The organism is Streptomyces sp. NPDC002092 (assembly GCF_053593775.1).
The window spans coordinates 17,732-39,371 of record NZ_JBSFDG010000027.1; the positions used below are offsets into that span (position 1 = coordinate 17,732).

Annotated in this window: 18 protein-coding genes and 2 pseudogenes; 9 read left to right on the forward strand and 11 right to left on the reverse strand. The window is 67.8% G+C overall.

Annotated features, from left to right (window positions below; genetic code table 11):
• Positions 1-88: 88 nt before the first annotated feature.
• Positions 89-647: pseudogene (locus tag ACWCRD_RS40350) on the reverse strand (alpha/beta hydrolase fold domain-containing protein).
• Between ACWCRD_RS40350 and ACWCRD_RS40355 the strand changes: the two are divergent.
• Positions 540-1,022 carry a hypothetical protein gene (locus ACWCRD_RS40355; protein ID WP_450970717.1) on the forward strand — a complete coding sequence of 161 codons (483 nt, stop codon included), beginning with the start codon at positions 540-542 and terminating at the stop codon, positions 1,020-1,022. The pseudogene ACWCRD_RS40350 and the gene ACWCRD_RS40355 overlap by 108 nt on opposite strands.
• 349 nt (positions 1,023-1,371) lie before the next feature.
• On the opposite strand, the gene ACWCRD_RS40360 is transcribed toward ACWCRD_RS40355, so the two are convergent.
• The 3 genes from ACWCRD_RS40360 to ACWCRD_RS40370 form a co-directional block, all read right to left on the reverse strand.
• Positions 1,372-2,445 carry a hypothetical protein gene (locus ACWCRD_RS40360; protein ID WP_450970652.1) on the reverse strand — a complete coding sequence of 358 codons (1,074 nt, stop codon included), beginning with the start codon at positions 2,443-2,445 and terminating at the stop codon, positions 1,372-1,374.
• A 139-nt stretch (positions 2,446-2,584) separates the two neighbouring features.
• Positions 2,585-4,318 (reverse strand): cellulase family glycosylhydrolase, encoded by a 1,734-nt coding sequence (locus ACWCRD_RS40365; RefSeq protein WP_450970653.1) that lies wholly within the window; start codon positions 4,316-4,318, stop codon positions 2,585-2,587.
• Positions 4,319-4,840: 522 nt separating this feature from the next.
• On the reverse strand, positions 4,841-5,887 hold the full coding sequence (locus tag ACWCRD_RS40370) for an AraC family transcriptional regulator (RefSeq protein ID WP_450970654.1): 1,047 nt from the start codon (positions 5,885-5,887) through the stop codon (positions 4,841-4,843).
• Between ACWCRD_RS40370 and ACWCRD_RS40375 the strand changes: the two genes are divergently transcribed.
• From ACWCRD_RS40375 to ACWCRD_RS40395, 5 genes are all read left to right on the forward strand, one after another.
• Positions 5,877-6,941 (forward strand): AraC family transcriptional regulator, encoded by a 1,065-nt coding sequence (locus ACWCRD_RS40375; protein ID WP_450970655.1) that lies wholly within the window; start codon positions 5,877-5,879, stop codon positions 6,939-6,941. The two genes, ACWCRD_RS40370 and ACWCRD_RS40375, sit on opposite strands and share 11 nt — an antisense overlap.
• A gap of 173 nt (positions 6,942-7,114) precedes the next feature.
• A complete protein-coding gene (locus ACWCRD_RS40380) occupies positions 7,115-8,020 on the forward strand; it encodes an alpha/beta hydrolase (protein WP_284432432.1) in 906 nt (301 codons plus the stop codon).
• A 65-nt stretch (positions 8,021-8,085) separates the two neighbouring features.
• On the forward strand, positions 8,086-8,529 hold the full coding sequence (locus ACWCRD_RS40385) for a tautomerase family protein (protein WP_232649884.1): 444 nt from the start codon (positions 8,086-8,088) through the stop codon (positions 8,527-8,529).
• Between the two features lie 328 nt (positions 8,530-8,857).
• Positions 8,858-9,742, forward strand: a complete 885-nt coding sequence (locus tag ACWCRD_RS40390; RefSeq protein WP_450970656.1) for an MBL fold metallo-hydrolase — start codon at positions 8,858-8,860, stop codon at positions 9,740-9,742.
• Between the two features lie 74 nt (positions 9,743-9,816).
• A complete protein-coding gene (locus tag ACWCRD_RS40395) occupies positions 9,817-11,283 on the forward strand; it encodes a class I adenylate-forming enzyme family protein (RefSeq protein ID WP_450970657.1) in 1,467 nt (488 codons plus the stop codon).
• 475 nt (positions 11,284-11,758) lie between these two features.
• Here ACWCRD_RS40395 and ACWCRD_RS40400 read toward each other — a convergent pair whose 3' ends face one another.
• Genes ACWCRD_RS40400 through ACWCRD_RS40415 form a run of 4 tightly spaced genes read right to left on the reverse strand, consistent with a single transcriptional unit; the run spans position 11,759 to position 15,117 of the window.
• Entirely contained in the window at positions 11,759-12,385 is a 627-nt protein-coding gene (locus tag ACWCRD_RS40400) for a TetR family transcriptional regulator (protein ID WP_450970658.1), read from the reverse strand.
• Positions 12,386-12,420: 35 nt separating this feature from the next.
• Positions 12,421-13,179, reverse strand: a complete 759-nt coding sequence (locus ACWCRD_RS40405) for an SDR family NAD(P)-dependent oxidoreductase (RefSeq protein WP_450970659.1) — start codon at positions 13,177-13,179, stop codon at positions 12,421-12,423.
• A 16-nt stretch (positions 13,180-13,195) separates the two neighbouring features.
• Complete coding sequence (locus ACWCRD_RS40410; protein ID WP_450970660.1) at positions 13,196-13,933, reverse strand: SDR family oxidoreductase; 738 nt, start codon at positions 13,931-13,933, stop codon at positions 13,196-13,198.
• A gap of 38 nt (positions 13,934-13,971) precedes the next feature.
• Positions 13,972-15,117, reverse strand: a complete 1,146-nt coding sequence (locus ACWCRD_RS40415; protein WP_450970661.1) for an acyl-CoA dehydrogenase family protein — start codon at positions 15,115-15,117, stop codon at positions 13,972-13,974.
• A gap of 425 nt (positions 15,118-15,542) precedes the next feature.
• On the opposite strand from ACWCRD_RS40415, the gene ACWCRD_RS40420 reads away from it, so the two are divergent.
• On the forward strand, positions 15,543-16,760 hold the full coding sequence (locus ACWCRD_RS40420; protein WP_450970714.1) for an acetyl-CoA C-acetyltransferase: 1,218 nt from the start codon (positions 15,543-15,545) through the stop codon (positions 16,758-16,760).
• A 721-nt stretch (positions 16,761-17,481) separates the two neighbouring features.
• On the opposite strand, the gene ACWCRD_RS40425 is transcribed toward ACWCRD_RS40420, so the two are convergent.
• Together ACWCRD_RS40425 and ACWCRD_RS40430 are read right to left on the reverse strand one after the other, a co-directional pair.
• Positions 17,482-18,384, reverse strand: coding sequence for an SDR family oxidoreductase (locus tag ACWCRD_RS40425; protein ID WP_450970662.1), 903 nt, complete (start codon positions 18,382-18,384; stop codon positions 17,482-17,484).
• A 28-nt stretch (positions 18,385-18,412) separates the two neighbouring features.
• Positions 18,413-18,814: a Dabb family protein gene (locus tag ACWCRD_RS40430; RefSeq protein ID WP_450970663.1), complete on the reverse strand. Its 402-nt coding sequence runs from the start codon at positions 18,812-18,814 to the stop codon at positions 18,413-18,415.
• A 122-nt stretch (positions 18,815-18,936) separates the two neighbouring features.
• Here ACWCRD_RS40430 and ACWCRD_RS40435 point away from each other — a divergent pair, with 122 nt between their 5' ends.
• Positions 18,937-19,554, forward strand: a complete 618-nt coding sequence (locus ACWCRD_RS40435) for a TetR/AcrR family transcriptional regulator (protein WP_450970664.1) — start codon at positions 18,937-18,939, stop codon at positions 19,552-19,554.
• 266 nt (positions 19,555-19,820) lie between these two features.
• Here ACWCRD_RS40435 and ACWCRD_RS40440 read toward each other — a convergent pair.
• A pseudogene (locus ACWCRD_RS40440) lies at positions 19,821-20,938 on the reverse strand (IS630 family transposase).
• Between ACWCRD_RS40440 and ACWCRD_RS40445 the strand changes: the two are divergent.
• Entirely contained in the window at positions 20,913-21,623 is a 711-nt protein-coding gene (locus ACWCRD_RS40445) for an SDR family NAD(P)-dependent oxidoreductase (protein WP_450970715.1), read from the forward strand. The pseudogene ACWCRD_RS40440 and the gene ACWCRD_RS40445 overlap by 26 nt on opposite strands.
• Positions 21,624-21,640: the final 17 nt, after the last annotated feature.

Consider the following 21,640-nt stretch of genomic DNA (forward strand, 5'->3'; position numbering starts at 1 on the left):
GCAGCGTACGACCTCGTCCTTGAGGGCCTGGAGGCCGGTGGGCTCGTCCAGCTTGGGCACGCCGATCCACGGTGGCGCAGTTCCGTGCTCAGCTGGAGGAGTTGGCGGCTGTACTGGCCGCCCTTGTAGGTGTACAGACGGAAGAGGTTGACGGCCTGTCGGAGGGCAGGAGCCGGGCGAGCCAGTCGGTGCGGGTTCGCCGGGGTGTGGCGGAGATGGTTGCCTGCGGATACAGGGCGTCGAACCCGTGGAAGCCGCCCGCCCAGACGTGGAGTTCGGCTTGGCCGCCGGCCGCCCAGATGCGGGTGGCGTAGTCGGTGTCCTCGTCTCGGAAGACCTCGGTGGAGCCGGTGTCGATATAGGTGGTAGGCAGGCCCGAGAGGTCCTCGGCCAACGCCGGCGAGACGTACTCAGACACCTCGTCGTCAGTGAGGTCGCCGAGGACGGCGCGCCATGCGAACTCGTTCATCTCGCCCGTCCAGACGCCGGGCCCGCCGGAGTACCGGCGACTGGAGGCGCTGGTGTTGCGGTGGTCGAGCATGGGGCAGATCAGCATCTGCGCGGCGATCGCCGGGGTGCCGAGGTCGCGCAAAGAGGGTGACACCAGCGGCGAGGCCGCCGCCCGCGCTGGCGCCGGCGACGACGATCCGGGCGGGGTCGATGCCCAGTTCTCCTGGCAGTTCTCGTCGGGCGGACGTCGCGTGCCCGGCCGGTCCGAGCGGTGGATGCTGCACAGGGAACAGGCCGGCAATTACGCGGACGCAGCTGCATATGGCACACCGTGGGCGCGGGCACGAAAGTACGTCGTGACCCGTACAGAACTCGCCTCCAAGCTGGCCAAGCGGCCCTACGATCTCCGGCACGCCGGGGAGTGCGCTCGTCGCGCGGGCCAGAGCATTGAGGTCCTCTTCCGCCACTACGCCAAGTTCCTGGACGGCGTCCGAGAGCAGGCCAACCGGCTCATCGAGCAGTCCTTGCAGGAGTGGGACCGAGTCAGCCAGGGCGCGAAGTCTGAAGGGTGAGTCGGAGTTTGGTCCGTGAGTGATCCGGACGTACTGGTCAGGAGCGGGACAGCGGTGGGAGGAACTCGGAGGTATGGCGCAAGTCGGTCCTTGCTCTGGGCCGGCCGAGGGGAAGGCGCCTGGCGGGCAAAAGGCCAGGCCAGGCCAGGCGCCTTTTTCGTGCCTCTAGAAGAAGCCCAGCTTCTTCGGCGAGTACGACACCAGCAGGTTCTTCGTCTGCTGGTGGTACAGCATCCGTACGGCCTTGACCAGCGTAAATGAGAGGGTTGGAGAAAGGTTGGCAGGCGCTGGCCCGTATGTGGTCCGGATCTTGGGCGAGGGCTTGGGCGGTGGGGCTTGGCTACGGCAATCACGGAGCTTGCTGGTCCTGGGGCCTTGCCCTATGCGTGCACCTGCCCCCTGGGTGGTTGCCTGCTGGCCCGTCCGTGAGGCCGCGGCCATGAGCACCTGCGGCGCCTTGTACGCCCACACCGCCCTGCGCGTCGGCTACTACCCGGCGTACAGCCCGACTCGTCTGCCGCTCTTTATTTCGCAGTTCAGAGGCCATGTTTTCCCACTGAACAAACTGCCCGGGGCGAATCCGGGTCGCATTCGGGCCTGTGCGGATCGCGGCACGTGCGAACCGGATGCCCCGTGCCGTCAGCGCCAGACCGGGGACTTCCGCGACGCCGCAGCGCCACGGGGCGAACGGCCCGAGCGTGGGAAGCATGGCCCCTTGATCGCACCGTCCGTGACCGATGATGCCGAGGAGCTCGTCGCCCATCCATCCGAAGTGGCGCAGCAGGCCGGCCCGGCGCAGCGCATCGTCGACCTTGGACAGAGCCGGGTCCCCAGTGGGAACGGATTCGACCACGACGACGGTCAGGGCGACGTGCTCGGAGAAGCCCAGCAACGTCGAGGCCTCGGCCACTGTGGAGGGATCGTGCTCGCCTTCCAGGACGAGGCGACTGAAGGCGCGGTTGCGCACCTCCGTGCGACGGCCGGCCAGGTCGCGCTCCGTGCGGCGATAGGCGTCGACGACCTCGACGCTGTTGGCTTCCGTCGCCTCCCAGACGCGAATCAACCCGTCGAGGAAGTCGGGATCGGCGCTGATGCCACGTGCCCGCCCCGCGGCCAGCACGGCCTCCCACAAGGTCCTGAGGTCCAGCTGGAAGGAGTGCATCAGAGCGGTCAGGGGAAACGCCTGCTCCGCTCGCTCGCGTCCCACGTCCTCGGTAGCGCGCGAGACCGTCCTGGGCACCGGACCGCCGGCCAGCCGGGTCAGGGCGAGTTCGAGGGTCCGTCGCATCCCCTCCCGTTTCTGGACCGGATCCCGGCCCGCCGACGCGTATGCGGCCTCCTCGGCTTCCAGCTGTTCGAGGGCGCGAGAGGTCAGTTCGTCGAGTCGTTCCTCGAGGAGCTGGTGCGCGATCGCCTGCACCACGTCGTGGCGGGCCTCACCCTGACGGCGTCCCGGGCCGCTCACGAGGACCGCCCGGCCCGACGACAGTCGTCAGCAGACGGATACGGGGCAGTCTCCGGGAAATGCCGCTGACATGCCGGTCGGACACCCTGACAGAAATTCAGGCGGAGGTGCCGGTGACCGCGGTGCCGGACCCGGTCAGTGTGTACGTCAGTCGCGTCCCGCTCCAGAAGTAGAAGGTGAGGGTCACGGCGGCGCCGTCGGTGACCTCGCCGAAGAACGCGGTCGGCAAGGTGATCGTGCCCGCGGTGTAGTCCGGCGTGAAGGCCACGTTGAACTGCTTGTACGTCGTCCAGGACTGCGGACCGGCGGGGCTGCCGTCGGCGTAGACGGCTTCCATGGTCGCCAGCTTGTCGCCGTTGAACGCGGTGGGTATCACCAGCGAGGCCGTCGTACCCGTCGCGCTCGTCAGCACCGGCTTGTCATAGGTGATGACGTTGACGGCCCAGGGAGTTCCGTCCGAGAACCGGAGGGACAGGACGGCATTCGTGCCGTGCTCCTGCGACGCGGTCAGCCGGCCGAGCGTCGCCGCCGCGATCGTCAGCGTGCTGCCGCTGACGGTGTAGTCCACGCCTCGGACCAGGTGGCGGGCGCCGACGACATCGATCCTCGTGAGCCGTGTGCCGTTGAGATTCAGCGTGATCGTCGCGTCCGCCGGGGTCCTGCCCCTGGGCACGAAGAGCTGATCGGTGGAGGCGGTGCCGGAGCGCCCGGTCCAGCTCGAACGGATCTGCGCATAGAGGCTCGGGTCGTTCCATTGCAGGGTGCGGCGGTTGAAGCGACTGCCGTTGTCCCACAGCATCGTGGTCAAGCCCCGGTATCGCGCGTAGTGGCCGAGATACTCGAGGTACTTGAGCGTCTCTCCCTCTTCGACCGTGCCGGGGCCGGAGTCCCAGCCGAGCAGCCCGTACTCACCGACGACGGCCGGGATCCCGTTGGCCACGAAGGCCTTGTGGACCAGGTCGAACGTGTCGGTCAGGTCCTGCTGGGTGGCCGCGTTGAAGGTCGTGTAGCCGGCGAGGTTCACGCTGAAGGGCCAGAAACTGTAGTAGTGGACCGAGGCCACGAGATTCGGGTCGTCGAGCGCGGCGAAGGTGTCGACCAGGCCGTCGATCTTGGCCTGATCCGGAGTGTCCCCCAGGGTCGGCATGACGAGCAGCCGGTCGGCATTGCCTCCGCCGGTCGCGCGCACGACGGAGTGGAAGGTCGTGTTGAGCTCGTTCATCAGTACGGCGTTCTGCTCGTCGCCTGAACTGCCCGTGAAGAAGGGCTCGTTGACGCTCTCGAAAAGCAGTCGGCGCGGCTCGTCCCGGAAGGTGGCCGCGATCTGCTGCCAGGTCGCCGTGTACTGGGCCAGGACCGCGTCATGCCGGGCCGGCATGTTCAGCACCCACTGCCACGCGTCGCCGTGCATGTTGATCAGAACGTGGAAACCATCGGCCAGGGCCCAGTCGACCACCTCCTTGATCCTGGCCAGGAACACCGGGTCGAGGGTGTAGGCCGGAGCCGGGCCCTCGTGCTGGCCCCAGGTCACCGGGATCCGGATGCTCCTGAAGCCCTGCGCCTTCAGCCTGCGGAAGAACGCCCGGGTCACCCGCGGGTTGCCCCACGCCGTCTCGTCGGCGCCGATGGCCTCGAAGGTGTTGCCCAGATTCCAGCCCGGCTGCATGTCCGCGACCACGTCCAGCGCGGACGCCGACGCGGCGGAACCAGCGGACCGGGCGGCGGATCGGGCGGCGGCCTGGGCGGCCGATGGGGTGGACAACGCCGCGACGGCGAGGGCCGCGGAGGTCGTCATGGCCTGGCGGCGAGTGAAACCGGCTGAACTCGGCATAGAGCTCTCCATTGAGTCGAAAGGCCTGCCCTCATGTCGGCGGCGTCAACTCAACGTCGAAGCGCTTCGACACGATGCGGGAGCCTAGCGCAGCCTGGCGACGGAGAGAATGGTCTGATCCGCATGGAAACTGCATCGAGGCCGAAAGACCTTGCGTCGAAGCGCTTCCCTGCAATAGGCGTCAGGCGCGGTGTCGCGCAGGCTCGTCGGGGTTCCCTGCCCATTTGCCGCCGACGCCGACGGGATCGGCGGTCGCCCGGCATCAACGCGGGGAAGCAGCCGGTGACCGAGCGGCGCGGAGCCTCCTGCTTCCACCACGCCGACTCGTTCGCCATGATGCGCGGAGGGCACCGGGACATCTGAGTGCTCGGGGCGTTCCAGATATCCGAACACGGCGACCTGGCCAACTGGCACACCGGCGCCTGGTCGTCGGTGAATCCCGCTGTCGTGGCGACATCGGTGAATGCACTGGCGCTGAGAGACGGGATCACCCGGGGCCGGCTCGGGACTCGCGGAGCACGTTCAGTCGGTGAGGGCGGAATGACCCTTCGGCTCCTGTCCTTCGCGTCGCAGTCTGGAAGGTGACGTGTCGAACCACCGACGTACCGCACGAGTGAGGCTGGACTGTTCCTGCATCCCCAGGCTGGCCGCGATCTGCGAGAAGGACAGGTCGGTCGTCGTGATCAAGTGCAGGGCCTGACTCCGGCGTACACGATCGACGACGCCGGAGAAGGTCGTGCCCTCCTTGGACAGGGACCGCTGCACTGAACGCGGGTGGAGACTCAGCAGGCGCGCGACTTTCGACAGGTCCGGACCGCTGGATCCGAGCTGTTCGCTGAGAATCGCTGCGACCAGGTCCGACATCGGCACGTGCTGGTGGCCGAAGTGCGTTTCGAGATGGTCCATCGCGATGTCGTGAAGCAGGTCGTCGCCGCCCCTGACCGGTGTCGAGAACAGGTGGCTCGGGACACGCAGGGCCGCGCTCGGACAGTCGAATCTGACCTCGGCCCCGAAGTACGCCCGGTAGGAGCTTTCCGGTGCCAGGCGGGGGTGTGGCAGCAGGACCGAACGCAGTCCGTAGGGTGCGGTGCCGTGGAGCAGCGTCAGGACTCGGTGGACGATCCCGATGCCGTAGTCGATCGCCTGTGGTGAGGCGTTGACGCCCGTGGTCGTGTAGCGGAGGCCGACCACACCGGGGCTTCCCAGCGGATCGTCGGTTTCCTCGAGTGAGAGGGCCGGGCTGTAGACGAACAGGTACCGGCTCGCGCACTCGACGGCCTCGCCGATCGTGCGTGAGTTCTCCATGGCGATCGCCAGCGGTCCCAGCACATGCAGATCCTGCTGCGCCGCCATCCTCAACCCGAGGTCCGGAATCGCGAATCGGCGGGCCGTTTCCTCGAGAACGCGCTCGACCAGCCGGAGACTGGCGAACGAGTTGCCCTCGGCGATCCTCGCCTCGTCGAAGCCGTATGCCGCGAGGAGTTCCGGGCCCGAGCCGCCGATCTCGGTGACGAGCGCGGAGAGCCCCCGCAGGGCAGAGCACCGGACAGGAAGATCGGTGTCACGCAAGGACAAATCCTTGTCGCCTCAGGGCAAGTACCAGAATGTTTCAACGAAGCAAACTACACGTCACGACCGAGAGGACAGCTTCTACCGAGCTGGAGCCGAAGTGACTGTCGCCCCACCCATGCTAAGCCCCGCCGACCTGCTGACATCCGAAGAGTTGGACGTCCGCTGGAGGCTCGCCGTCCGCGACCGCCTTGCCTCCATGGACCTGCGGCTCACAGGGCCGGCCAAGCGCCTCGGATCTGCTGAGGAACTGGACCTCGGAGACCTTCTCATCACCGACTGGGTGTGCGCGCAGGTCGAAGGGACCCGAGGCAGAAACGCAGTGCGTCAGGACGACGACGCGCTGCTGCTCCTCGCTGCCAGCGCCGGCCGGCAGATCATCGAGACCGCTGACGAGGCCGTCGTTCTGCGACCAGGAACGGTTCTCATCATGAGCACCCGCACCACCGGGCGGTTCGTCATCCCGGATCACCTGGCCAAACGAACGGTCCGGGTGCCCATGAGCGCGCTGTCCTCGTTCGACGCGGGGGGCGGTGCACCCGGTTGCCTGCTCCTGGACACGGCTCAGAGCCCTTTGGCCAACCTCCTCCACGGCTTCCTCATGAGCCTGGACCGTCACATCGGGCGGATGTCCGCGGCGGAGGTCGAGGGAGCGCGCAACGCCCTCCTTGTCCTCATCGCCGGCATGATCCGTGCGGGTCGACCCCACATCGGCGACGACGAGTTCCTGCAGTTGTTCCGACGGCGGCTGGAAGACTGGATCATCGACCATCTCGCCGGTGGACCGATCAGAGTCGCCGACCTCGCCGCCGCCCACAGCGTTTCTCCGAGGACGGTCCACCGGGCCTTCGCGTCGACCGGGGACACCGTCGGGACGGTCATCCGCATGCACCGCCTGGCGGCGGCCAGAGGCGACCTGGTGAACACGAACCTCTGCATCGCCGCGATCGCGCACCGGTGGGGCTTCTGCGATGCCAGCCACTTCGGACGGGAGTTCCGTCGAGAGTTCTCGCTGTCGCCCGGCGACTACCGGGAAGCCCACGGATGCGCCTGACCGTCTCCTCGTAGGCCGTGGCACACCCGTACCAGCCCGCGGCGCGATCCTTCTATGAGCCCTCACATGCATTCGTGGATTCTGGGCCCGGCACCACTACTCGCGAGTGTCGGATCACTCCGAGTGAACCTCCACACGACCGACGGACCATCGCAAGCGAATCGGAAGATCCCATGAATCGAGAAGACATCGAGTTCCAGGGCGAGGGCGGCGTCACCCTCCGGGGCTGGTTCTATCCGGCCAGGAACACCATCACGCCGGCACCGGTCGTGGTCCTGGCGCACGGGCTGTCATGCGTCAAGGAGATGCACCTCGACGACTATGCCGTGGTCTTCTCAGAAGCCGGCCTCAACGTGCTCGCCTACGATCACCGGAACTTCGGCGACAGTGAGGGAACTCCCCGCCAGGAGGTCGACCCGGTCCTGCAGTACCGGGATTTCCGGAACGCGATCACCTACGCCACCACCCGCCCCGAGGTGGACGCGTCGAAGATCGGCATCTGGGGCTCCAGCTTCTCCGGTGGACACGTCCTCATGGTCGCGGCGATCGACAAGAGGGTGAAGGCCGTCGTCTCCCAGGTGCCGTTCATCACGGGTCCGCGCACCCTGAGCCGTGCGATCCGGCCGGACTTCATCCCGGTCTTCCGTGCGATCCAGGAGGGCGACCGCCTCAACCGGTTCACCGGCGGAGAGCCCGCCATGGTCCCGGTCGTCGCGGCCGACCCCACGGCGCAGGCCGTGATGCCCGCGGCCGACGCCTACGAGTGGTTCAGCAAGACGTCGGCGGACCGGGCGCCCAACTGGAAGAACGAGCTGACGGCTCGAAGCATGGAAATGGTGACCGAGTACGCCCCGGGTACCTTCATCAGCCGTATCGCGCCGACCCCGCTCCTGATGATCGTGGCCGACAACGACAGGGTGGCACCGTTCGAGTTGGCCCTCGACGCCTACGAAGAGGCCCGGGAGCCGAAGCAGATCATCGTCAAGCAGGGCGGCCACTTCGACTTCTACAGCGGCCCCGGCTTCGACGAGCTCTCCGCAGCCGCACGGGACCACTTCGTCAAGCACCTCCGGGGCTGAGCCCCCTCCTGAGCAGCGTCACGAGCCGCACCTCCCGCCACCGATCCATCCATCAAGGAGCCGCAATGCCGTACTGGGAGATCTTCACCCCCGAGAGCGCCTTCACCCCGCAGGACAAGGAACAGCTGTCCCAGAGGATCACCTCGCTCTACACGGACTACGCCTATGACCTGCCGAAGTTCTACGTCGTCGTCCTGTTCAAGGACATGCCGGCGGACACCATGTACGTCGGTGGCAAGGCGAACAACAACTTCATACGGATCCGCACGGACCACATCGCCCGGCAGATGGACGACCCCGAGATGCGGTTCCTGTGCATGGAGGTCATCGAGGAGAAGCTGGCGCCGTTCGTGAAGGACCGCGGCTACGACTGGGAGGTCCACATCGACGAGACCCCCATGGATCTGTGGCGAGTCCAGGGCCTCGTTCCGCCTCCGCCGGAGTCCGACATCGAGAAGCTCTGGGCCAGGGAGAACCGGCCCGTCCCCTACGAGCAGCTGGCCGGCTGACCCCCTGACCGAGGTCCCGAGGCACCGTGGGGGTCCTGTCCACCGTGCGGGCCCCGGGGCCTCATCCATCTCCGGATCCCGGAGGGAGACCTGGGAGCCGGGGACAGCATTCCCCATATCGACCTGCCGAACGGCGCGTCGCGCCGACCGTCGCGATCACTCCGGCACTCTGCGCTGCCGCGGTGGTGCTTCAGAGCGACGTGGCGCTCGCTTACCAGCGCTCGGCGCACTCGTTCTATCAGCCACCGAGCGTGCGTTCATAACGTGACTTCGCCGCCGACGTGCGCAAGGCCGCGTCGGCCGACAACACCGCAACCGGAGATGCCTCGTGACCACTGACACCTACTCCTCGCCGGCCGCACCCATTCGGGCCACGGTCTTCGTCGGTCGCTGGCCGAATGTCCCGGCCGAGGAGTTTCCCGGCGTACCGAACGGCACCTTCTCGCCCACCACGGCCACGCTCGTGAGCGGCGCCACCGAGGTGGTCCTGATCGACGCGCTCTACCTCAAGGACGACGTCCGCGACCTCGGTGACCTGATCGAGCGCACCGGCAAGAAGCTCACGACGATCTACATCACCCATGATCACGCCGATCACTACCTGGGCTTCGGACCGCTCCTGGAGCGGTTCCCGGAGGCGAAGGCCGTGGCGCTGCCCCACGTGGTCGAGTCCATGAAGCAGACCATGCAGCTTCAGATCGAGCAGTGGGGCATGCTGTTCGGCGACTCCTGCATCATGGCGGGGCCGCTTCCGGAGCCGCTCGAAGGCGACACGCTGTACGTCGACGGATCTCCCCTGCACATCATCGAGGTGAAGCAGGCCGACATCCATCCCACGAGCATCGTGCACATCCCCGAGATCGACGTCGTCGTGGCCGGTGACTCCATCTACAACGAGATCCACCCGATGCTCGGCCTGTCGACGCCCGACGAGTGGCAGGACTGGCTCGACACGGTCGACACCGTGGAGAGCCTCCGCCCGCGCATGATCGTGTCCGGACACCGCAGGCCCGACGGCGACGACTACGCGGTCGAGACGATGATCGCCCAGACCCGCGCCTACATCCAGGACTTCGCGGCTGCCTCCGAGCTCGCGAAGGACGCCGAAGAGCTGATGGCCACCATGGTGGACAAGTACCCGCACCACGGCAACGTCTGGACGCTCCAGTTCTCCGCCGGCGAGGCGATAGCGAAGCGCGACGCCGCTGAGTGACCGAGTCTGTCACCCGAAGTCCGCACTGTTGCCTTCGCGTTGAAACGCGCCACACCACGATAGGTGACCTCACCATGAATTTCGCCTCTCTGCCCGACCGTCGCGCCGCATCCACTCCGGACGGGCCCGCGGTCGCCGACGGGCGTCAGTCGCTCAACAACGCCCAGTTCCTGACCCGTGTCCGGGCTGCTGCTCGTCACCTTGAGGACCTTGGGATCGGTACTGGCGATGTCGTGGCGCTCAAGCTGAGGAACCGCGTCGAGTTCGTGCTTCTGCTGTTCGCGGTCTGGCGGCTCGGGGCGACCGTCACCCCGGTCAATCCGAGCCTGACCCAGGGCGAGGTCGCACGGCAGCTCCACGACTCGGGCGCACGCGTGCTGGTGGTCGAGGACGGCACGACCGCTGCGGGCGTCACCACGCTGCCCGTCGACGACCTGTACGGGGAGGCGGTGGGGCCGGGTCCGACGCCGCAGCCGAACTCGACCGCGCCCGCACTCCTGATCTACACCAGCGGAACGACGGGCGTACCGAAGGGCGTGATGCTCGACCACTCCAACATCGACGCGATGGCGGCGATGGGGTGCCAGGCGGTCGAGACCGGGCCGACCGACCGCTGCTTGCTGATCCTGCCGCTCTTCCACGTCAACGCCATTGTGATCAGCGTCCTCATGCCGCTGGTCGCAGGCGGCAGTGTGTTCATCACCGACCGGTTCGACCCCAACACCTTCTTCGATCTCGTCGAGCGGGAGCGGCCCACCTACTTCAGTGCCGTACCCACGGTCTACAACATCCTCGAGGCGCTGCCGGCCGACGTTCGACCCGACACGTCCTCGCTGCGATACGGCACGTGCGGTGCGGCACCCGCCTCCGCCGAGTTGCCGGTCCGTTTCGAGGCCCGGTACGGCTTCCCCATCATCGAGGGTTACGGGCTGTCCGAAGGAACCTGCTTCTCCACCGTCAACCCCGTCGCGGGTCCGCGCCGCGCGGGCACCGTGGGGGTTGTCGTGCCGGGGCAGGAGCTCCGGATCGTCGACGAGCGGGGTGACGAGCTGGCGACCGGTATGGACGGTGAGGTCATCGTGCGTGGCCCCAACGTCATGCGTGGCTATCTCGGCCGGCCGCAAGACACGGCCAAGACGATCGTGGACGGCTGGCTGTACACGGGCGACGTGGGCCACCTGGACGCGGACGGCTACCTGACCCTGGTCGGGCGGTCGAAAGACATGATCATCCGCGGTGGCGAGAACATCTACCCCAAGGAGATAGAGGACGTCCTCACGGCTGACCCGTGTGTTCTCGAGGCCGCTGTCATCGGTGTGCCTGACGACAAGTGGGGAGAGGTGGTGGTCGCCTACGTCCAGCCGCGATCTGGTAAGACTGTCGACCCCGCGGCTCTGGAAGCGCTGACCGCGCGACACCTCAGCGGCTACAAGCGGCCGACGTCGTTCCTCGTGGTCGACGCCCTCCCCAAGAACGCTGTCGGCAAGATAGACAAGCCCTCGTTGCGGGCCGCTCACGCCGCAGCCCTGTCATCCCACTGACCGCCGGCAGTTCCTGGTCATTGAGGGCTCGCCCTCCTCGAAGGTCGGGTGGCCCGAGGGGCTAGATTCCCTCCCGCCACCCGACCGGGCGAGCGTTTGGCGAACGGCTTCATGCCCCGCGCCACGTCCGGCCGCCGCAACCCACCACGGCCCGCGCGACCGACGACCCTGTCTGCATCTCGGCAGCGCACCTCGGCCATCGCGACGCACACAACGGGACGGCGCAGGCGGTCGGGACCCGGCTCACTTTCGGCCAGCGTCGACGCCCGGTCGGACTGATGGCGCAGCGGAGTCCCGAGCGTCGCCCGGACGCGTGGGTGCGAACTGCCGGAGCGAGGCAGAGGCGCCCAGTGAGGTCCGGCAGGCCGACCATCCCCAACTCGGCATCGGGGTGCTCGACTACGCCGGGAAACCGGGGCGCCCGTGGCTGACCGGGCAAGACATGGCCGTGCTCGGAGAGAGCCGACGTCGTTCGTCAGCCTGCGGTCGCGGACCGGTGGTCGGTGCCCAGCATGGCCAGCACCAGCGTCGCGTAGCGGCGGCCGAGGCTGACGGGAGTGTGGTGGCCGCCGGGGGAGTACCAGCGGCTGACGTCGATGCCGAGGGAGAGTACCGCCAGCGCGACACCGCCGGGGTCCTCGGTGCGGAACGCCCCGGACGCGATGCCGGCCGCGATTTCGTCGAGCACCACTTCCTCGGTGCGGCGGCGGAGCCGGAGGATCTCGTCACGGTGGTCCGGAGTGAGTGCGCCGAGCTCGTACTGGACGACGCGGGCCAGCTGGTGGTGGCGGGCGTGCCAGGCGGTGTAGTCGTGAACCAGCGCCCGTAGCCGGCCGACCGCCGTCACCTCCTCCGCCAGGGCGCGTTCCACTGCGGCCAGTGCGCTGCGGTGGCCGGCGAGGCTGATCGCGTGGAGGAGGTCTTCTTTCGTGCGGTGGTGTGCGTAGACGGCCGACGGGCTCATCCCGGCGGCGGCGGCGATGTCGCGGGTGGAGGCGCCGTGGTAGCCGCGGGCGGCGAAGGCCGTGAGCGCCGCCTCGAGGATGCGCCGGGAGCCGGGGCCGGCTTCGCCCCACAGGTCGTCGGTTGCGCTGGTTGTCACGCGCCCATTCTTGCGGATCACGTCTGTCGGTCCGCTCAGCTGATGGTGAGGCCGCCGTCGACGGTGAGGGTGGTGCCGGTGACGTAGCTGGAGGCGTCGGAGGCGAGGAAGACCACGGCGGCGGCGAGTTCCTCGGGTTCGCCGGTGCGGGGAAGCGGGGTGCGGCGGACGATGTCGTCGATGTTGTCGGGGTCCTGACGGGCGGTCATTTCGGAGGCGAAGTAGCCGGGGGCGATGGCGTTGACACGGATGTTCTTGCGGTGGCTCCACTGGGCGGCCAGGTCGCGGGTGAGACCGAGCAGGCCCGCCTTGGAGGAGGAGTAGCCGGCCTGCGGCAGGCCGGTGTTGACCAGGCCGAGGACGCTGGCGATGTTCACGATGGAGCCGCCGCCGGTCATCACTCGGGCCGCAGCCCGGGCCATCCAGTAGGCACCCATGAGGTTGATGTCGATGATGTGCCGGAAGTGTTCCGGTGTCTCCCGGCTGGCCGGGACCGCAGCGGCCACACCGGCGTTGTTGACCAGGACGCCGACGTGGCCGAAGTCCGCGGCGGCCGCCGCGACCGCGTGACAGTCGTCGGGCGAGGCGACGTCGGCCTTGACGCACAGGGCGCGGCGGCCCGCGGCCTCGACCAGGCGGGCGGTTTCGGCGAGTCGGTCGGTGCGTCGGGCGGCCAGGACGACGTCGGCCCCGGCTTCGGCGAGGGCCTGGGCGAAGGCGACGCCGAGACCGGAGGAAGCGCCGGTGACGATGGCGACGCGGTCGTCGAGACGGAAACGGTCGAGGATGTTCACAGGGGCTCCAGAGAGGTCAGATGGACAGGCCGCCGTCGACGGGCAGCATGGCACCGGTGATGTAGCCGGCCTCCTCGGAGGCGAGGAAGGCGACAGCCGCGCACATCTCGCTCGGGTCGCCGAAGCGGCCCATCGGGATGCCGGCCGTCAGCTCGGCGCGCTTCTCGGCGGGGACGGAAGAGACCATGCGGGTCTCCGCGTTGGGGGAGATGGCGTTCACGGTGACGCCGAAGCGGGCGAGCTCTTTGGCGGCGGTGCGGGTGAAGCCGATGATCCCGGCTTTGGCGGTGGCGTAGTTGGCCTGGCCGATGTTGCCGTGCAGACCGGAGTAGGAGGTGACGTTGACGACCCGGCCGTACCTCTGCGCGCGGAAGTGGGGGACGCACGCCCGGGTGAACCGGAAGGCGCCGCCCGCGTGAACGGCCAGTACGGCGTCCCAGTCGTCGTCGGTGAGCTTCCACAGGACGCCGTCGCGCAGGATCCCGGCGTTGTTGACCAGGACGTCGACGCGGCCGGTCTCTGCCAGCGCGGTGGCGACGACACGCTCCGCGTCGGAGCTGGAGGTGACGTCCGCAGCCACCCACAGAGTGTCCAGCTCCTCCGCCGCCACGCGGAGTTCGTCCTCGTCTCGGTCGACCAGGACCACGTCCGCGCCTGAAGTGCGCAGGTGGCGACCGAGTACGAGGCCGATGCCGCGGGCCGCGCCGGTGATGATCACGGTGTGGCCGGTGAAGTCGAAGCTGAGGTTGCCCATCGGGCGCTCCAATCCGGAAGGCGAGGGGCCCAAGGGCCTTACAGGCCGAGGTCGCGGCCGATGAGTTCCTTCATGATTTCGTTCGAGCCGGCCCAGATCTTGGTGACGCGGGCGTCCTGCCAGGCTCGGGCGACCCGGTACTCGTTCATGTAGCCGTACCCGCCGTGCAGTTGGACGCAGGCGTCGAGGACCTCGTTCTGCACCTGGGCGGTCCACCACTTGGCCTTGGCCGCGTCCACCGCCGAGAGCCGGCCCGTGACGTGGGCGGCGACGCACTGGTCGACGAAGGCCTGGGTCACCTCGATCTGGGTGACCATCTCGGCCAGCCGGAACTTGTTGTACTGGAAGGAGCCGACGGACTGACCGAAGGCCTTGCGCTCCTTCACATACTCCAGCGTCTCGTCCAGGATCTGCGCGGCGTGGGCCAGGTTGAGCACGGCGGCACCGATCCGCTCCTGCGGGAGCCGCTCCATCATGTGGATGAAGCCGCGGTCGACTTCGCCGATGACGTTGGCGTCCGGGACGCGCACGTCGTGGAAGAACAGCTCGGCGGTGTCGGCTTCGTGCTGGCCGACCTTGTCCAGCTTGCGCCCGCGCTCGAATCCGGGCATGTCCGTCTCCACGGCGAACAGCGTGATGCCCTTCGCGCCCTTCTCCGGGCTGGTGCGAGCGGCGACGACCACGAGGTCTGCGCCGAAGCCGTTGGTGATGAAGGTCTTGGAGCCGTTGAGGGTCCAGTTCTCCCCGTCGCGCACGGCAGTGGTCCGCAGGGCCGCGAGATCGGAACCTGCCGAGGGCTCGGTCATACCGATCGCGGTGACCAGCTCGCCCGCGCAGAACCGCGGCAGCCAGCGCTCACGCTGCTCCTCGGTGGTCAGCTCGACCAGGTAGGGGGCGACGACCTCGCAGTGGATGGTGAACGAGGAGGCGAACGCCACCGACAGCCTGGCGAATTCCTCGTGCAGAACCGCGGTGAAGCGATAGTCGCCCGCCTCGCTGCCGCCGTACTGCTCCGGTATCAGCAGCCCGAGCAGTCCTTGCCGCCCAGCGGCCTTCCACGCGGCGCGGTCGATCGCCCGCTGCTGGATGAACTTCTCCTGGCGCGGCCGCAGCTCACGCTCCACGAACGCCCGGACGGAGGTCCGGAAGGCTTCATGGTCGGCATCGAAGACAGTACGGCGCACGGGAGCTCCTCGTCGCTCGACGGAAAGAGGAAGTAAGAAGCAGGAAGCAGGAAGTAAGCGAGTGCATAGTAACTATGCGAGTGCTTAGTTTTCTTAGGCGGGTCGATTCCGTCAACCCCGTCTGCGAGGTAGGTGGACATGACGTACGCCACGGGAGTCCTCCACCGCGCGCAGTGGAGTCCGCACGGTCACCGAAGGCGTGCGGGAGGACGGCGGGCCGGGGCGAGGCGCTCACCGAGGTACCCGAACCAAGACGGAAACGGGCAGGGGCCGTCTGGCGCGGACGTACCACGGCGAGGCGCGATCGTCCTATGGGGCACCTGTTTCGGGTGGCTACCTTGCTGACGTCATCCCTGTTCTGCCGGAGCTTGAGAGCTGCTCGCCCGGACAGAACCCACCACCTGATCTCCGAGAAGAGCACTCAGATGCCCGAAGCCGTGATTGTGTCCTACGCCCGCTCGCCGATCGGTCGGGCCTTCAAGGGGTCGCTGAAGGAGATGCGCAGCGACGATCTCGCCACGCAGGTGATCGCTGCGGCGCTCGCCAAGGTCCCGGGACTCGACCCCGGCGAGATCGGAGACCTGATCCTCGGCTGCGGTCTCCCCGGTGGCGAACAAGGCTTCAACCTGGCGCGCAACGTGGCGGTCCAACTGGGCTACGACAACCTGCCGGGCACCACGGTGACCCGCTACTGCTCATCGTCGTTGCAGACGACGCGGATGGCCTTCCACGCGATCAAGGCAGGCGAAGGCTCGGCCTACATCTCGGCGGGCACAGAGGCCGTGTCCCGGTATCTCAACGGCAACTCGGACTCCTGGCCGGACACGCAGAACCCCGCGTTCGGCGTCGCTCAGGCACGCTCGGCCGCCAGGCAGGCGAGCCACGAGGCCTGGACCGACCCTCGCGAGTCGGGACTGGTGCCCGACGTGTACATCAGCATGGGTGAAACCGCGGAGAACGTCGCCTCCCTCACGGGCATCAGTCGCGAAGAGCAGGACCGGTGGGCGGTTCGTTCGCAGCACCGAGCCGAGGAGGCCATCGCGCGCGGCCACTTCCGCAAGGAGATCACTCCGATCACCCTGCCCGACGGGTCGATCGTGGCCGAGGACGACTGCCCGCGGCCCGGCACGACGCTCGACGCGGTCTCCGCGCTCGAGCCGGTCTTCCGTAAGAAGGGCTCCGTCACCGCCGGCAACTCATGCCCGCTCAACGACGGAGCGGCGGCCCTCGTCATCATGTCCGATGTCAGGGCGTGTGAACTCGGCCTGCAGCCGCTGGCCCGCATCATCTCCACCGGCGTGACCGCTCTCTCGCCGGAGATCATGGGCCTCGGCCCCATCGAGGCCACCCGTCAGGCGCTCGACCACGCGGGCCTGACCATGAGCGACGTCGATCTCGTCGAGATCAACGAAGCATTCGCCGTGCAGGTGCTCGGCTCTGCACAGGCGCTGCAGATCGACGAGGGCAAACTCAACGTCTCGGGCGGGGCCATCGCGTTGGGCCACCCCTATGGGATGACCGGAGCGCGGATCACCGGATCGCTCATCAACAACCTTCAGGCCCATGACAAACAGATCGGCCTGGAGACGATGTGCGTCGGCGGCGGGCAGGGCATGGCCATGCTGATAGAGCGGCTCGCCTAGGGCGTAGCCCGTCGGTCCCGGCATGCGCAGAGATCCATACAGTCGCGCGATGCGGCTGGATCGACCGCGGCCACCGCAGGCCGAACCTTCGCCGAAGCGGGCCGGCACAGCCTCTACGCGCCTTCGACCTCGTCATCAGCAGTGCCTTCGGCGTCTGATCCAATCTGGTTCCCAAGGAGATCGGCCCTCTGCGGCCCCGCGCCCACACCGGTGCGACAGGGGGTCATGACGCCGGCGGAGGGCTGCTCTTCAGCGGGGTCTCCCCGCTGATCGACAGCATGCACCGCCATGAGCTACAGGACGATCTACTGACGGGCCGTACACCAGCTTTGGTCCCCAGTCACGAAGTCTTGGGCGGACGCAATTGCCGTGCGAGGTCCCGCCCGCTTTCGCGTTCGATCTGTTGCGGCTGTCCGGGACGGACACGACCTCTCGGCCGTATCGGCGGGCAAGGCCGCGCGGGAGTCCGTGTACGCCGCCCGTCGGCTGTCGGCGCCGTGGGTGTTGTGTCCGTCGACCACTGAGGTCGATGTCGTGCGCGAGTGGCTGACGTAGGCGTCGGTCGGGATGGAGGGGGGTGGTCTTCAAGAGGCTGGACGACGCCTACCGCGCTGCTGCTCTGCAGGTACGACACCGAAGGCCGCTTTCAGGACCGGCCTGCTCGCTGCGGGGCGGCGCGGTCATGGACCTGCCGTCGACGTGCCGGTGTGGCGGTGGGAGTTCAGCTGACCTCGTTGCGGACGGCGGTGTCGAGGTCGGTGGCGGTCAGGCCGAAGGTCTCGGCGGTCTCCGTCGCGTCCATGTGGAACGGCGCGTACCACTGGTAGTCCATCTCGGCCATCTCGCGGGCGATCGGCACGATCAGCCCGGCCGTACGCGTCACAGAGCGCGGTATCTGGATCAGTTTGATCGGCGGCCGGCCTGCCGCGACGGCGTAGCGCCGCACCAGCTCGCGAATGGTGACGGCCGGCGCAGACGGCACGTGCCAGGGTCGGCCCCATGCGTGTTCTTCCGAGGCCAGCGTGATGAGGGCCTGTGCCATGTCGCCGTTGAAGGTGAAGGTGTGCGGCATGTCCAGGTGGCCGGTGATCCAGGCCGCTTTTCCCTTCTGCAGGGCCGACTTGATGAGCAGGGAGTAGATGCCGTTGGCGTCCTTGCCGATGTAGTCGGAGCCGCGGACCTCGACGGTGCGGATCCCCCCGGCGAGGGCCTGTTCCCACATGCGTCTGCGCAGGCGGCCCTTGTGCCCGGTGGCGGCCATGGGGGTGTGTTCGTTCATCCGGCCACCGGGCTGCGGACCGTAGGCGTAAAGGCTGCCGGTCAGCGCGAGGACCGCGTCGTTCGCCTTGGCGGCGGTGATAGCCGCCGTCTGCAGGGGCGGCAACAGGCGCTCCCACACCGTGTATGAGGGTGGATTGGCACAGTGGTAGATCACTTCCGCGCCGCGGGACAGCTCGGTCAGGCGGGACGGGTCGGACGCGTCCGCGGCGACCCGGTCGACCAGCTGGTGCTCGGGGCCGGAGCCGCTGCGGGTGACGATCCGGACGCTCTCGCCGCGCTCGGCGAGCAGGCGAGCGACGTTGGTACCGATGGAACCGGCACCGATGATGACGTGCTTGGCCATGACGGTTTCTCCTTCTCCGGGGTATCGGTCAGTCGTCCACGCCGGAGCCGGTATAGGTGGGCACGTCTGCGAGCATGCCGGCGATCTGCGGGTTGAGCTCGTTGCGGCGCCGGTGCAGTTCCTGGATCTTGGCATTCAGGTCAGGGTCGTCGTCACTGACGTCGAAGATCTCCAGCCGTTCGACCAGGTGCAGCCCGAGGTGGTCGGTCTGGTAGGTGGTCGGACGCGTCAGGTAGGCGAAGAGCCCGTCAAGATGTTCGACGACGAACACCGCGCCGTACGTGTAGTCGCCGCCGTGGTCACGGCCGACGACGAAGGACTTGATGGCGGGGTTCGACCGGCCCTGATTGCGCCAGCTCTCCAGCACCCCCTCGATCTGCTCAGGCGTCGCAGTGGCCTTCATCGTGACTCTGTTGATGTGGTAAATCATGACTTATTACCTGCTTCTAACGCTGTTAAATTTCCTAACGCCGTTAACTATGACGCGCGTCGTCGGCGCGGTCAAGGCGGTGACTAGTGTTCGAGGACACCATCGAAGCGAAGTGACGGACCATGTCGACCAGTACGAGACGGGCCCGCGAACGGGCGAACACCCGGGAGCGGATCATCGAGGCCGCGCTGCACGTTCTCGAGACCGAGGGCGTCGCGGCCCTGACGATCCGGCGCATCGCCACCGACGTCGAATATTCCGCGCCCGTCGTCTACCAGCACTTCGCCAACAAGGACGCGCTCGTACTGGAGCTGGTCGCGCACGGTCACCGCCTGATGCTGAGCGAGTTCCGCCAAGCCGCGCAGGAGCCCGATACGGACCGGCGCATGACGCGCATTGCGTCGCAGTACGTCCGGTTCGCCGGCGAGCACCCCCACCTCTTCCAGGTCATGAACGACCCGATGGTCGACGCGGACGAACGCCGGCGCGTCGCGGAACCGGTCATCGACGTCCTCAAGGAGCTGCTCACCTCCTGGTCGGCTGCACACGACGTGGTCCTGGCCGATTTCGACCAGGCTTGCGAAATCCTCTGGGGCACGCTGTACGGCATCGCGTCGCTCAGTTACATCGGCAGCGTCGGCAACGATCGCGCCCGCTACCTCGCCGAACAGGCGCTTCGCACGATCCTCCTCGGCTGGCGAACCGAGACGCCGGCGAACGGTCGATCGGCGAGCAGCTAGGTGCTCTGACCGCTGTGGTTCGCCGGGTTTAGAGGGAGGACCGGAGTGTTCGTCGAGATCGTCTTCGTGGGGCTGCCGATCGATCGTGCTGGAGACGGCGTTCGAGCTCGACGGCGAGGTCACCGGCGCGGGCAGCGGCATGGGTCGTTGCCATCTTGACCTTGAAACCGCGGAGAGCCGGACACGACCGCGGCCCTGGAGCGACTCCGGGCGGTGCTGTCCGAACTGGAGTCGAGGACTGCGCGACGTTGACCGTCAGCGAATGATCAAGCCGCCGTCCTCGCTCGTCCGCCCCATCGGATGCCCTTCTCACTGCGGCTGCGGGCGCGCTCTCGACGCTGGGCGGCAAGGACGTCGGGGTGGCGGGCGTTGGCGTTGCGCCAGCGGAGACAGGCGTGGAGGGCCCGGGTCTGTGTGGTGTGGTTGCGGTGGTTGGAGTTGGCGATGGTGAACTGTCGCAACGGCCCGAAGTGGGCCTCGATCGGGTTGGCCCAGGACGCGTAGGTCGGCGTGAAGCACAGCTCGACCCTGTTCTTTTTCGCCCAGCGGCGGATGGTGTCGCCCTTGTGGGCGGACAGGTTGTCCAGGATGACGTAGATCGGGGCGCCGTCCGGGCGAGCGGCCCGGTCGGCCTGAGCGCGGCCAGGGTGTTCGCGGCGCCCTTCTTGCGACGGTTGACGCCCCACAGGGTGTCGTCGCCGATCGAGTAGCAGCCGTGGAAGTACCTCACTCCGTGAGTGCGGTGGTACGTCGCGGGATGGCGCTCGGGGTGACCAGCAGCAGCCCAGCACGCGCCGGCGGCGGGCCGGATACCAAGCGGGCCGAACTCGTCGAACGCGAACACCCGGTCAGGGAAGCGTTCCAGCACGTGCTCTATGCAGTCGAGCTTGGCGTCGCGCTCGGGGTCCGGTGACTCCTTCCAGGTCTTGGTACGCTGGAAGGTGATGCCGCGGCGGGCGAGCAGGCACCGTAACGCCTCGCGGCCGGTCTGGATCACGCGGCCGTGCACTTTCCGCAGGTACGTGGCGAGTTTGCGGATGGACCAGCGGGTGAAGGGCTGGCCGAGCTTGGTGGGGCGGGTGGTGGCCGTCTGGATGACGAAGTCCTCGTCGTCAGGACTGAGCAGGCGGGGACGGCCTCCCGCCCACTGAGGGGCCAGGCAGGCCAGGCCGATCTCGTTGAACCGGTGGATCACGTCCCGGACGGTGTCCTCGTCGGCCTGCACCAGCTTCGCGATCACCGGCACCCGGTTCCCGCCGGCCGAGGCCAGCAGCATCATCGCCCGCCGGAACCGCACCGAACTGGTGCTGCCCCGGCGCACGATCTGCTGCAGTTTCTGCCCCTCCTGATCGGTCAACCTGCGCACACGGACAGGCTCTGCCACCACACCCCCAGCGGTCGGGACGGACGTCAGTGCACATCCAACCGCCACGACCACCACCCCGGCGAACTTACGCGGTCAGAGCACTGGCTTCGGTGTCTACGCCGCCTCCAAGTGGGCGGTGGAGGGGCTGTCCGAGGCCCTGGCCGCCGAGGTCGCCGGGCAGAACATCAAGGTCACCCTGGTCGAGCCCGGCCCTTATCCCACCGACTGGCCCGGCGCCTCCGCGGTCAACTCCGAGCCCGACCCGCTCTACGACGGAGTCCGCCAGGCCCTGGCCGATGGCCTGGACCTGTCCGACATGGGCGATCCGAAGGCCGTCGGTCCCGCCCTGCTGGCGATCGTGGATACCGAGAACCCGCCGCTGCGGGTGTTCTTCGGCAGGCCGCCGATCCAGCCGGCCAAGGACCACTACCGGACTCGGCGAAGGGGGCAGTTCGATGGCCGTGGTGACCTTGGTGAGGGAGCCGTTCCTGCCGATGCGGAAGCCGTCGACGGTGCCGGGGGTCCCGCTCTGTACGTACAGGAACTTCTCGTCCTGCGTCACCGCCAGGTCGATGACCCCTTGGGACATCGCCGACGGCGGTGTGGCGATGCCGATCTCGTTGGTGAGCGCGAGCCTGCCGTGCCGGTTGGTGCGGTGACCGGTGACGGTCTAGAAGAACCCAAGTTTCTTCGGGCTGTATGAAACCAAAACGTTCTTCG

Excerpts from the sequence above, each read along its gene's own strand:
- ACWCRD_RS40355 (WP_450970717.1), top strand. The coding sequence starts at position 540 with ATGGGGCAGATCAGCATCTGCGCGGCGATCGCCGGGGTGCCGAGGTCG.
- ACWCRD_RS40365 (WP_450970653.1), bottom strand. The coding sequence starts at position 4,318 with ATGCCGAGTTCAGCCGGTTTCACTCGCCGCCAGGCCATGACGACCTCC.
- ACWCRD_RS40380 (WP_284432432.1), top strand. The coding sequence starts at position 7,115 with ATGAATCGAGAAGACATCGAGTTCCAGGGCGAGGGCGGCGTCACCCTC.
- ACWCRD_RS40385 (WP_232649884.1), top strand. The coding sequence starts at position 8,086 with ATGCCGTACTGGGAGATCTTCACCCCCGAGAGCGCCTTCACCCCGCAG.
- ACWCRD_RS40395 (WP_450970657.1), top strand. The coding sequence starts at position 9,817 with ATGAATTTCGCCTCTCTGCCCGACCGTCGCGCCGCATCCACTCCGGAC.
- ACWCRD_RS40410 (WP_450970660.1), bottom strand. The coding sequence starts at position 13,933 with ATGGGCAACCTCAGCTTCGACTTCACCGGCCACACCGTGATCATCACC.
- ACWCRD_RS40420 (WP_450970714.1), top strand. The coding sequence starts at position 15,543 with ATGCCCGAAGCCGTGATTGTGTCCTACGCCCGCTCGCCGATCGGTCGG.
- ACWCRD_RS40425 (WP_450970662.1), bottom strand. The coding sequence starts at position 18,384 with ATGGCCAAGCACGTCATCATCGGTGCCGGTTCCATCGGTACCAACGTC.
- ACWCRD_RS40430 (WP_450970663.1), bottom strand. The coding sequence starts at position 18,814 with ATGATTTACCACATCAACAGAGTCACGATGAAGGCCACTGCGACGCCT.
- ACWCRD_RS40435 (WP_450970664.1), top strand. The coding sequence starts at position 18,937 with ATGTCGACCAGTACGAGACGGGCCCGCGAACGGGCGAACACCCGGGAG.